The 12305-nt window shown below is 51.9% G+C and carries 9 protein-coding genes; 1 reads left to right on the forward strand and 8 read right to left on the reverse strand.

What is annotated here, in order from left to right; genetic code table 11:
• Positions 1–10: 10 nt before the first annotated feature.
• Positions 11–370 (reverse strand): hypothetical protein, encoded by a 360-nt coding sequence (locus XI25_RS05040; RefSeq protein ID WP_235439665.1) that lies wholly within the window; start codon positions 368–370, stop codon positions 11–13.
• Positions 371–595: 225 nt separating this feature from the next.
• Between XI25_RS05040 and XI25_RS05045 the strand changes: the two genes are divergently transcribed.
• A complete protein-coding gene (locus XI25_RS05045; protein WP_046677646.1) occupies positions 596–1480 on the forward strand; it encodes a GNAT family N-acetyltransferase in 885 nt (294 codons plus the stop codon).
• Between the two features lie 188 nt (positions 1481–1668).
• Here the strand turns inward: XI25_RS05045 and XI25_RS05050 are convergent, their stop codons facing one another.
• From XI25_RS05050 to XI25_RS05075, 7 genes are all read right to left on the reverse strand, one after another.
• Positions 1669–2649 carry a LacI family DNA-binding transcriptional regulator gene (locus XI25_RS05050; RefSeq protein ID WP_046677647.1) on the reverse strand — a complete coding sequence of 327 codons (981 nt, stop codon included), beginning with the start codon at positions 2647–2649 and terminating at the stop codon, positions 1669–1671.
• A gap of 111 nt (positions 2650–2760) precedes the next feature.
• Positions 2761–6111, reverse strand: a complete 3351-nt coding sequence (locus tag XI25_RS05055) for a GH36-type glycosyl hydrolase domain-containing protein (RefSeq protein WP_046677648.1) — start codon at positions 6109–6111, stop codon at positions 2761–2763.
• Between the two features lie 111 nt (positions 6112–6222).
• Positions 6223–8382: a glycoside hydrolase family 3 N-terminal domain-containing protein gene (locus XI25_RS05060; RefSeq protein ID WP_046677649.1), complete on the reverse strand. Its 2160-nt coding sequence runs from the start codon at positions 8380–8382 to the stop codon at positions 6223–6225.
• Positions 8383–8623: 241 nt separating this feature from the next.
• Entirely contained in the window at positions 8624–9877 is a 1254-nt protein-coding gene (locus XI25_RS05065) for an ABC transporter substrate-binding protein (protein WP_235439666.1), read from the reverse strand.
• Positions 9874–10221 (reverse strand): extracellular solute-binding protein, encoded by a 348-nt coding sequence (locus XI25_RS34130; RefSeq protein WP_235439667.1) that lies wholly within the window; start codon positions 10219–10221, stop codon positions 9874–9876. The genes XI25_RS05065 and XI25_RS34130 overlap by 4 nt, the downstream gene beginning before the upstream one ends.
• 49 nt (positions 10222–10270) lie before the next feature.
• A complete protein-coding gene (locus XI25_RS05070) occupies positions 10271–11188 on the reverse strand; it encodes a carbohydrate ABC transporter permease (protein WP_052759454.1) in 918 nt (305 codons plus the stop codon).
• A gap of 133 nt (positions 11189–11321) precedes the next feature.
• Positions 11322–12281 (reverse strand): ABC transporter permease, encoded by a 960-nt coding sequence (locus tag XI25_RS05075; RefSeq protein WP_046677650.1) that lies wholly within the window; start codon positions 12279–12281, stop codon positions 11322–11324.
• Between the last annotated feature and the right edge of the window lie 24 nt (positions 12282–12305).

The raw sequence follows: 12305 nt of genomic DNA on the forward strand, positions 1-12305 counted from the left end.
TTTTAATAGCTTACTGCAAAGCAAGGCGTAAATATGCATGGCTATTCACATAATTCGACCTGAACTTTAAAGGTTCTAGCAGCATGTGCTTTAAAATCAGAAAGATATGAGCGGTCTGCTGACTGAATACATTCATGCGCGTGGACATCAGATAAACCGGTTTAGTCGTTTCAAACGTGGTCCGTTCCGGCAGAGGAGTTGTCGGGACCGGGGCGGGAACCGTACGGGCCACCTTCGATAATGCCAATTCCTGCTGCGGTACGGCCGATTCCGATACATCGTCTCCTGTCAGGGATATGGATGAGATCAGCATGAACCATCCAAGTGCCCAATATATGACTCTGCTTCTCCTTCGAATGGGGTCGTCCAAATCGTCACTCCTATTAGCTTAATGGGTTTGATGTATATTAAACGAAATGATTGCCGTTTGACTAATCTTGTCCGAAAATATTTAAAAAAAACGTCTTTATTGACCCTAAAAAACCTGTAACCGAAAATAAGGTATATTATACTTATAATAAAAAAAAAGTAAGTGCTGATGTCAAACGGACGGATCCAAAACCTGTCAGCCGTCGGCACGAGAGGAGACTCGAAAGTGGACATACGATTTAAGCGGGCAAGCGAATTGAGCATGGAAGAGCTTTTAAGGATCTGGAATGCATCCTTCGAGGAATATCTCGTCAATATGAAGATGGACTTGACTCCTTTTATCCGCCGGGCCGCCTTTGAAGAACTTGATCTGGAAGGCTCTGTCGTGATGTACGTGGATGATGAACCGGCAGGCTTGACGCTGAACGGATACCGCAAATACGGGGAGGAACAGAGAGTCTGGAACGGCGGTACCGGCATCGTCAAGGCCCGGCGCGGCCAGGGGCTCGGAAAGCCATTGATCGAAGCAAGCCTGAATACATACAAAGCCCGGGAAGTGGATACGGCATTATTGGAAGTTTTTACGCAGAACGAGCCGGCTGTGAGGTTATATAAGTCATGCGGCTATGAAGAGGTCGACCAGCTTCGGGTCTTGACGGGGCCGGATCAGCTTGAGGCTTCGGCTTTTGGCGGCGAAAGCAGCGCATTCGATTATAAAGTCGGCGTTCCCGCCGAGGCTGGCGCTTTGGATATTTACGACCACAGCGGTCCATGGCAGACCCACTGGCAGTGTTTGAAAGAGGGGCAGTCGGTCATTTTGACGGACGGAAATGAACCGCTGGGTTACGCGCTTTACCGGAACGGGTTTGACTCGGAAGGCAAGCATGTGTCCGTTGTCATCACGAACGTTGGCATCCACCCCGGAACGGAGGATCAAACGGCCGTCCTGAACGGGCTGCTGCGGTTCGTCATGAAACCGGGAGTAGAGCTGAAGCGCCATGCGAACCATGTCCGTTCTTCGCGTCCTCAACTGGGCGTGCTGTTAGAGCAGGCAGGGTTTAAGACAAGCTTGGAGCTGCTGCACATGAAACGGAATATGATGGAAGGATAATTGTTAGCCACAGAAATATAGGGCGAGTGTAAGCAATGAAGGTACCTGATAAAAAAGACTGTTCGTCGGAAAGGCATAAATTTCCGGAACAGTCTTTTTTAAAGAATTATATGCTTGCCTGGCATTTCTTGAGGAGGCTCTCTTGACGAAAGTCGGAAAGACGTATCTGCTTGGGTCGATCCATCTCTTCAATAAACCTTTTTCGTGGCATGACCAACCGATTCGCCTTCCACCAAAGTAACGTAAATGCGTTCGTTTTCAACCGTCTCACCCGCGATCAGCTTGATTAGCTGTTCGGCGGCAAGGGCTCCCCATTTGCGTTTGGAATAGTCGATCGTTGCCAGACGAGGCTGAAGATAACGGGTCAGCTCGATATTATCGAAGCCGATCAAATGAATGTGCTCGCCGATCGCAAGTCCCGTATCCGTTACCCGGTTGCACAGCCCTACTGCCATTTCGTCGTTCAGGCAAAAGACGGCCACAGGCTCCTTATACTCCTTTATAATCCGTTCGGCCGCTTTTTCCCCGCCGCTCTTTTTGAAGTCGCCCTCGATTTCGATCCATTCGACGTGATCTACCCGGTCCAGCGTCTGCTTGACGGCCTTCATCCGCTGGTTGGAGTCAAAAGAGCCGGAGGGCCCGGACACGATATAGATTTTTTTATGTCCCCGGTCCAGCAGATATTCCGTTGCCAAAGTGGCGCCTGCTTTGTTGTCCAGAAGCACCTGATTGATGTTTTTATGCTTGAGCTCCCGGTCGAGAACGACGATTTTGTGATTGCGGTCCGCATATTCCAGCAGTTCTTCGCTTGCAAATGCCTGATCCAGAATAATGGCTCCGTCAATCGCACGCTCGGGAAGCATCCGGTGGGATTGCTTGCCGCTGCATACGATAAGGTCATATCCTTGCGCATTGGCCAATTCCTTCATGCCATCGAGAAGGTCTCCGTAGACGTCCCCCTTAAAATCCGTCAAGAAAACGCCCAGTATTTTGGTTTCCCTTTTCTTTAGCGTTCTCGCTGCCGCATTCGGGATATAGTTCATCTCTTGGGCAATCGCCAATATTCTGGAGCTCGTCTCATCCGTTACTTTACTGCTTCCGTTGAGGGCATAAGATACTGTTGATATGGAAACGCCAGCTTTTTTTGCGATATCCTTAATACTAACCAATTTTCTCGCTCCTCTGCTTGTAAACCAATCCATAATCCTGTAAAGATACGATCTTTAAAGGCTGTGGAAGTGTTATGGAAAACGGCGATCCTTATGGGATCGCCCTTAAAATTACATGAAGATTTCAATAACGTTCCGTTCCTTCACCATTTGGTTGAAGTTATCCCTGGAAATACGCAGCCCGCCTTGGCGATAAGGGTTCGCGATGCGCTCCGCAGGCAGCTCTTTACCGTTCATGAGGACTCGGTCGGCTGCTTTTCCTGTAATGCGGTAGACAAAGGTTACCTTGACGCCGGAAAATTCATAGTCGAAATGCAGGCCGTTCAGGCTTGCAGGCACAACCGGATCCAACACGAGATCGCCTTGGATCTGGCGGATGCCGAGGGCATTGGATATAAGCTGGTTCATATAGATTCCCGGACCGCTGGAATAGATCCGCCAGCCGCCTTTGACTTGAACGTTGCCGTTCCGCAGTTCGTCAAAATGGTCCTGGGCGTCGTAACGGGTATTGAATTTGCCGTCGGAGCTGCTGAAGTAAGCATTGCTCTGACGCAGTTCGGCATTGGGAACCACGTCCCGGATACCGACAGGGTTTATGGTTTCCAGCCCCTTCCATACATCCTCCGCTTTGCCCAGCTTCGCCATGGCCTCCACATAACGGATATGTGCGTGTACATATTGGAGTCCAACCTCTCGTCCGAAGTTAGCTGCTTGCTCGGCTCGTTTGAAGTGCGTGCTGACGCCGCCCTCATAGGAAGCCGGACGATTCATTAGCCGGACGCCGTCCGGGAACAGCAGTTTGTTGTGAATTAGTTCATAATGAGCACGTGCCTGCTCCGGATCAAGCAGCTCCGCGATCATACTGCGAGTCATTGGAAGCAGCCGATACTGAATACCGGTTTCCTGATCCTGAGGATGCAGCATCAGCTTCGCTTGTTCCGGATCTTCAAGATAGAGGAATCCCGGGATAACATCATTGTTCAGCATATAGCGCTCGAAATCCTGCTTGATGCCCGAAGCCATTTTGACCAGTTCATCGGAGAGGCCTTGATCAAACGATTGCAGCGCGGAAGAGAGCTGGCTGACCGTTTGATAGGTCAAGGCTACCGTCCAACTGCTGACCATGTACTGTTTCAGCTGTGCATTGGCCGGCTGAAGAGTGTCGTCCCAATCGCCGTCCCCGTAGGAGGACAAGTGGGTATCATGCAGGAAATGACCTCGGATATACTCAATCTCTTTTTTCGCATGTTCCAGAATGGAAGCCTTGTTTTCCGTAAACTGAAAGGAATGTCTAATTGTGTAAGGAACCTTTTCATTTAAAATACCGAAGTCCTTCGTTACCGTCAAATAATCGCTCAGTACTTTCAGCGGCCAGACGATGATATCCCCGTGGCTTTCTTCCTGCTGCACGGCATAATATCGGTCGAACATGAACCATTGCGGCCAGTTGCCTTCGTCCTCATATTGATGACAGTATACCATTTTGAGGATATCCTTGACCTGCTCATACTTCTGGGTTGCCATAAAGTATTCAACCGGCCCCTGGCAGACGTCACGGGTTCCCCAGGCTGCGCCGCCGTATTGTTCCAGGCCGTGAGGAACGGAATAGTGGACCAGCATATTGTGCGTGTACCACCAAGCCAGAGCGTTTACCTTAAAGAGTTCTTCGCTGTCTTCGTCCGGGCGGGAAAGGCGGAAGCCGTTCATGACCTGGCTATAAAACTCGCGGTATCGAACGATCTCCTCTTCCGCAGTAACCGGAACGCTCGGAAGGTCCTCGCCTTCAAGCAGCCCCTGCATCGTGAGCGTCCAATCGCTGGAGCCTTCAATCTGCATGGTTACAAGGGAAGCCGATCCGGATGCTGCGCCGTCGGCCAAAAGCGTTTCGTCACCGATGGAAACATCGGCCCCATCCACCCACAGACGGTATTTCAGTTCGGGATAAGCCTGCGCAACCATCGGATTGCTGTCGCCATGGAACGTGAGCACTCCGTTATCCTCGGTCATGCGAATCGCCGTTTCGTATTCGTTAACGTTCATGGTGACTTGGCTCGTCACGAGATACTTGTACGAAATACCCTTTTCGGAGCGGACGTGAAGCCGTACCTCCGGCGTGTCCAATGTCGTGAAATTCGTAACGATGATCGTGTCCGTGCCGGTTTTGTAATACCATCGTACATAGTTAAATCCGATTTCAAACAACGAAGGCATGGTCAGCAGCTGGTATATTCCGTCCTGTTCGATATAAATACGCTGTCCGGAGGTCTTCGGCACATTCAGTGCACTGCGGGCGTTGCTCATCATTTTGTTCATATTGGTATTGCCAACAACCAGATGGGAGTTGAAAATGCCATACATAAAAGAGGTTGTCGTAAGGACCTTGGCCCCCAGTTTCACGTTGCTGCCGGTCATCAAAATATGACCGTGCGGGCGTTCGACCAGCATTTCTTTCTTTTGAAGCACGACATGTTCAAACGTTTTCGTGAAGAAGGCCAGCAGGCTGCCGTCCTTGCGCTCTTCCTGATGTCGGTCATGCTTAGGAAAACGGGCGTTGATTTCCTCCTCCGACAGCTCTAAGCCTTGGAGAGGCTCGCCAATCACAGACTTAAGGCGAACGGGGCTGAGGGAGCGCAACGCGCTGTCAGAAGACCGGCTTTCATATGCCTGCCATGCCTGCTGAATCTCTTCGGCGTATTCGAGCTCCGTTACCGCCATAGGGTGATCGGCTTTGAACAGGCCATAAAACACAAAGCGGGCTTCGCCGTCCAACTCTACCTTTACGGATTGGAGGCCAGTGTACGCGAATTCATACTGATAGATTTCATTGGCAAGCTGCTCCCGGCTCAAGCAGGCGGGCATATTCGTTGCTTTGTAGGACAGGCCGAAAAACTGGAAGCCGTCCGTAGAATAGCCTGCTGCTCCTGTAAGAGCCCCTTGCTGCAGATATGGAAAAAATCCGCCTTGAGGCTGGTTTTGCCGGGAACACACAACATAGCCCTTTTCCTGAGCTTGAAAGACGCTATGGTCGATATATTGGGAAAGATAGGCCTCGTTGCTGCGAACGGCTCCAATGTCGGCGACGCCGAGATCCTGTCCATAAACGATATCCATCACGACTCCGTTGCCGCGTGCTTTGATGTCCCAGAACCAGATGCCGGACACTGCCGGCGCAAAGGTAACTTCATAATCGACGCCTTCAACGGTTCCTTCCCATACGATTGCGCTTTCGCTCGCACTCACCTTGCTGTCGGATTGAATGCCGAGCAGGGGGTAGAAACGGATGCCGGATTCATCGTGAATCCGTAAGTACAGATTGTTCATGGAACCGTCAACCGGGTTCGATACCAATTGATTAATCATGGTGTTGCCGCTTACGGCCTGGTATATATCGCCGCTTTGCCAGAAGGTAAAGCGGAGGTTGCCCGCCTGCAGGTTGATTTTGTCTTGGGTTATCGTTGTCATAGGTAGCTCACTCCTCCTATCCCGGGCATAACCGCGGCCAATTGTGCACTAACGGTTATGCTCGAGGCAGCTTTGCTGTTTTTGTCAAAAATATAAGAATGTCTGGGACGTCTATATAAGTCTGAATGCACCTTCAAGAGTATCTCGGCTGTTCGGTCCGACAAAGACTTGAAAGAGGCCGGGATCGCTGGCGAAGCTCAGATCGCTGTGGTGGTAACGCAGCTGTTCTTCCGTAATCGTAAACGTGACCGTTCGGCATTCTCCCGGCTGCAGATCAATCCGTTCAAAAGCTTTAAGCTCGCGGAGCGGACGAACCACTTCGCCTACAGCATCGCGGATATATAGCTGAACGGTCTCCACGCCCGCTCTGGCTCCCGTGTTCGTTACGGTTACGTTGACGGTGAGCGGCTGCTCCGCAGACATTTCATCGCTCGAAACGGTCAAGCCGCTGTAGTCGAAGGTCGTATAGGATAAGCCATATCCGAACGGCAGGAGAGGCTCGTTGGGACTGTCGATATATTTGGATACGTAACGTTCGCCGGTTTTGGAAGGATCCATCGGACGGCCCGTATTGAAGGCGTTGTAATATACCGGAACCTGGCCGACCGATTGCGGGAACGACATGGTCAGCCTTCCTGACGGGTTCACGCTGCCGGTAAGGATGTCCGCGACCGCAGCTCCGCCTTCAGTTCCAGGGAACCAGGCTTCCAGTACCGCGTCCGACTCGTCAAACAGGCCGTTCAAATCAAGCGGCCGGCCATTAAAGATAACAGCTGCCATCGGTTTGCCCAGCCGCTTTAACTGCCGCACCAACTCCAGCTGCGCTTCCGGAAGGGTGATATCCGTCCGGGAGCCTCCTTCTCCGCTCATATCGGAGGCCTCGCCCAGCGCGAGAACAAGGACGTCCGCTTCGCGGGCCGCGGCAGTCGCCGCCTCCAGCTGCTCCGCCGTCATGCTGTCGATGCCGCAGCCGGCAGTTACGGAGAGCTTGCCGGTGAAGCGTTCTTGCAGTGCAGGCCCTAGCTTGACGGCATCTTCCTTCTCTCCGACGCAGGACCACCAGCCCAAAATATCCTCATGATCGGCAAACGGCCCGATCAGGGCCACGCGGGATTCCGGCTTCAGCGGCAAGACGCCGTTGTTTTTAAGGAGCACGCAGGATTTGGCGGCAGCTTCATAAGCGGCCTTCCGGTGCTCCCGGCACAGAAGAAGCTCACGCTCGCGGTTTGGATCGGCGCCACGCAGCGGGTTTTCGAACAAGCCGAGTTTGTTCTTCAGCTGCAAAACGCGGAGGACGGCTTCGTCAATAAGCTCTTCATCGACGCGCCCGCTTTCGATCAACTGAGGCAGGTGCCGGACATAACACGGCGTCATCATTTCGATGTCCACGCCGGCGCGGATGGCCCGGTAGGCTGCCTCGCAGTCGTCCTCGGCCGCCCCGTGGGCGATCATTTCCCGGATCGAAGCCCAGTCGGAAATGAGCACCCCGTCAAAATTCCATTCATCGCGCAGAATGCCGCGCATCAGCTTTTCATTGCCGGAAGCCGGTATGCCGTCAACGGTGTTGAACGAGGCCATGACCATTTCACAACCTTCCTCCAGTGCGGCTTTATAGGCCGGGAGGTAGTACTCTCTCAGCTGTCTTTCCGACATATCCACCGTGTTATAATCCCGGCCTCCCTCAGCGGCGCCATAGGCGGCAAAGTGTTTCACGCAGGCTGCCAGACGGTCTTTATCTTCGGCAAGGTTGCTTCCTTGATACCCGCGAACAAAAGCGCGGGCAAACAGGCTGTTCAGATACGGGTCCTCGCCGGTCGTTTCCATGACGCGTCCCCAGCGGGGATCTCGCACCAGATCGACCATCGGCGCAAACGTGACATGGATGCCGGATACCGCCGATTCCTTTGCGGCAATTTCCGCGCTTTTTTCGGCCACGCCGAGATCCCATGAACAGCCGAGAGCAAGTGGAATCGGAAAAATGGTCTTAAATCCGTGAATCACGTCCGCCATAAACAGGAGGGGGATGCCCAGCCGGCTTTTTTCCATATAGCTCTTCTGCAATGCGATGATCGAAGCCGCCCCCGACAAGCCCAAAACCGAGCCGCTGGCATTCACCATCTCGGCGGTAACCCCCATTTCCTCCTTCGGGCCGGTAATTTGGCCTTTGTCCTCGGCCCCTTCATGAAGATGTGCCGTAAGCTGCAGCAGTTGCGCAACCTTTTCCTCGAGCGTCATTTCATTTAAAAGACCGGCTATTTGCTTCTGGTCCATATGATTCCCTCCACATCTTTATATCTAAGAGAATAGTAGGTTGAAGATGGACGAAATACTGTATCCTTCTCCTTCTCAGGAGCCTGCACAATGGTCTTTAAGCGTTGTGCAAACTCCTCATTCAGAAGAATGAGGGCGGCAGAAGCGAAGAACCCGGATGCATCTTAAATCCTGCACACCGGGTTCAAAGGACTTGTACCGCTGGCGAATGCCTCAGGCCAACTCTATTCTTAGATGCTTTTTATTTCTTTAGGTTGTTCAGTTCGTCCAGAACGGGTTTGACGAGAGACTGCTTGCTGTCCACCCATTTCTTCCAGTTGGCTTCCAGATCTCCGTCCTGCAGAATCAGGTTGGTGTATTCTTCCTCGTAAGCGAACGTAGCTTGGTTTTTGGCTTTGGAGTCATACAGCTGAACGTCCCAATCGTAGGTAGCCAGCTTGCCGCCTTCCTTGCCGAGTTTCGCTTTGTTTTGGTAATGTTTAACGGCCGTATCGCGATATTCCTGCTTGATGGCCGGATTGATCATGCTGAAGTCGTCCCCGAGCAGGTACAGGCCTTCAAAACGGCTTGGATATTTGTCCTCTAGCGAGGTTCCTTCGGGCAATAGGCTTACAAGCTCATTGTTTTCACCGTATTTCCAGTCCTTGCCTTCAAAGCCCATGTTGAGCAGCATTTGTCCTTCCTTGCTTGTCGAATAATCCACCAGGTCCATGATGCGTTCGAATTTTTCTTCGCTGATGTTCGGGGAGAAGACCAGTGCGGACCAGAAGTTGACCTGCTCCAGGTTGCGGTATTTTCCGTCGTCTCCAAGCACGATCGCGGTGTGAACGACATCGTCGCTGTTAAGGCCAAGGTTCTTCTTCATGTCTTTGTCCACGTCGCGACGGAAGGAGGCCAAACCGCCGAGGCTCATAACCGCAGCCGTTCCTTTTATTCGGAAGTTGTCGCTGCCTTCGCTGTTTTTCCAGGTGTAGTATTCAGGGTTCAGGAGTCCTTCTTTGTATGCTTTTTGCATCAGTTTCAAGCCGGTAAGCGTCTCCGGATCCGCTGGGCCCCAGTGGTACTTGCCGTCTTCGCCTTTATAGAAGGCGGACTCGACCCGGGAATGCTCGCTGTTAGGCATCATGATATTAGTCAGCACGTCGCCTGCGTTGTAAGAGATCGGAACGAGCTTGGAGCCAAGTTTGCCCGGGTCCTTCTCTTTTACCAGCTTGGCGTATTCCATGATCTCGCTGGTTGTGTACACGTCCTTGATTTCGAAGTTGACGGCTTTCGCCCAGTCCTTGCGGATGGCGATAACGCCGATTTGGTTCACGAGCGGATCGGCAGGCTTGTTCTCGAAGTAAACCGGTCTAGGCAAAATGTACGTGCCGCCGCTCAGTTCTTCGAGTTTTTCGCCGAGGCCTGTCAGCTTGTAAGCCGCAGCCACGTTCGGCCAGCGTTCCTTCCAGTCGTCCGGGAACTTGTACAGAAGTCCCTGATCGATGTAGTTCATGCATCGCCGTGAATATAGTTCCAGGTTGCGACATCCGGCAGGTCGCCGGAGTTGATCCAGAGACGGAGCTTTTCAGCCCAAGAATCCCATTCCACGAAGTTGTAGTCCCACTCGATGTTGTACTTGTCCATCCAGTACTTATGAAACTCGTTTTCCATCTGGCCGTCCTTCACTTGAATGGTGCTGGCGACGGAAATCTTCAGCTTGTCTTTGTAGCCTCCGTTCTCGTCTTTTTCGTTGCCGCTCGAAGCTTCTTTGCCCGAGCAGGCGGTCACCATGAGCATGACCAGGCACATGGTAAGCAGAAGGATGGATTTTGCCGACAGCTTTTTGTTCGTTTTCATGTTTTACCCCCATGAATGATCAGATTTTTTTGCAAAATCTATTGCATTATCAGGTCTTGATAGCCCCTGTTAATACCCCTTTTGCGAAGTGCTTTTGCAGCAGCGGGAAGAAACACATGATCGGCACCATCGTGACGAATACCGCCGCCATTTTCATCCCCGTCGAGAAATTGGCCTTGCCGACGGAGTCTACGCTTGAAGCGTTAGATACGTTGGTCTGCGACTCTACAATGATCGTCCGGAGTACGTTTTGAAGCGGCAGTTGCTCTGCCTTTCGGAGGAAAATCATCGCGTCGTACCAGCTGTTCCAGAATGCTACGCCGTAAAACAATGTAATCGTGGCCATGATGGGAGCCGCAAGCGGAAGCACCACGGAGAACAGAATCTTCCATTCGCCCGCGCCGTCGAGCCGTGCCGATTCCATCAGCGATTCCGGCAGGCTCTGGAAATAGTTCATCATCAGTATCATGTTGAAGGCGCTGAAGCTTCCCGCCAGAATGACGGACCACAGCGTTCCCGTCAGGTGAAGCGACTTCATGATCAGGTAAAGTGGAACGATACCGCCGTTAAAAATCATCGTGAAAAGCACCAGGAAAAAGATCAGTTTTTTGCCCGGAAATTTGTTTCTGCTGAGCGCATAAGCCATGCTGCTCGTTATAAAGAGGCTGAGCGGAAGTCCCACGATCAGAAGCTTGAAGGTGTTCCAGTAGCCGGTCAGAATGCTTCCGTCCGCGAACAGCGCTTTATAGGAATCGAGCGTCGGATTCTTAGGGAACATCATGAGCGGATTATCCGCGTATTCTTTAGGCGTCGAGAAAGAGATCATGATGACGTTCCAGAACGGGATCAGAATCAGTAAGCTAAGTACAAGAAGCATCGCGAACAGGAAATAGTCCAGCCCCGTCATGTTTCTTTTCATTTTGCGAGCCTTGGGCTGCTGCTTTAGGGTTGAGGTTGTCGTGCCCATCCCTTTTTCACTCCTTTCTTCATAGATATAGAATTTATAAGTTATCAGCGGAGCTGATGGAATTCTATATCGCAAGAAAAACTTCAGCTAAATGCGGTTGTCTTCCGAGAAAGTACGTCGATAGACGTTTTTCTTATCGGAATAAACCGTCTCCGCCCAGTTTTTTGGCAATTCTATCCGCAGCAAGCAGCAGAATCATGTTCACCAGGGAGCGGAACAAGCTGACCGCCGTGGAGAACGAGAAGTCGGTTGACGATTGGAAGGTAATCCGGTAAATATAAACGTCCAGAACTTCCGATACATTTTTCGTGGCCGCGTTGGCCAAGTTGAAAATCTGGTCAAAGCCCGAGGACATCAGTCCGCCCACCGAGAGGATGAACATAATGGTTACGGTAGGGAGGATGTTGGGCAACGTGATCCGGAATATTTGCTGGATTCGCGATGCGCCGTCAATCTGGGCCGACTCGTATTGGTCCTGGTCGATGCCGGAAATGGCGGCCAGATACACTATGGCTCCCCAACCGGCGGATTTCCAGATGTCCGTAAGGAGGAGCATCGGGATAAAGGTGCTTTCCGATCCCAAAAAGTTGATCGTCGGCAGGCCGAACAGGGACAGCGTGCTGTTGACCAGCCCGTCGTAGGACAGAACGTTGATGACGATCCCGGATACGATAATCCATGACAGGAAGTGCGGGAAGGTTAGCACCGTTTGGAACGCCTTCTTCATCCGCTTCATCCGCAGCTCGTTCAGCATGAGCGCCAGGATGATCGGAACGGGGAAGGTGATAGCCAGCTTAATGATGTTGATGTAAAGCGTACGCCATACGGAATCTATGAACGTAGGGTCGCGGAATACATATTTAAAGTTTTCAAATCCGACCCACGGACTGCCCCAGATTCCCATATTGGCTTTGTAGTCCTTGAAGGCCAAGGACAGGCCGCCCATCGGCATGTAGGCAAACAGGAACAGCCATACCAGGCCGGGCAAGAGCAGGGTGTAAATCATTCTGTTTTTACGGATTTCGGCCCATAGTCTTTTGGATCTCTTACGGCCGCTCAGTTGGTTGTCTGGCCCTAAGGCTTCGGATTTCAAGTGGCATCTCCTCACTCTATTGGG

The organism is Paenibacillus sp. DMB20, from assembly GCF_000987955.1.
In the GTDB taxonomy this organism is placed as follows: domain Bacteria; phylum Bacillota; class Bacilli; order Paenibacillales; family Paenibacillaceae; genus Paenibacillus_AQ.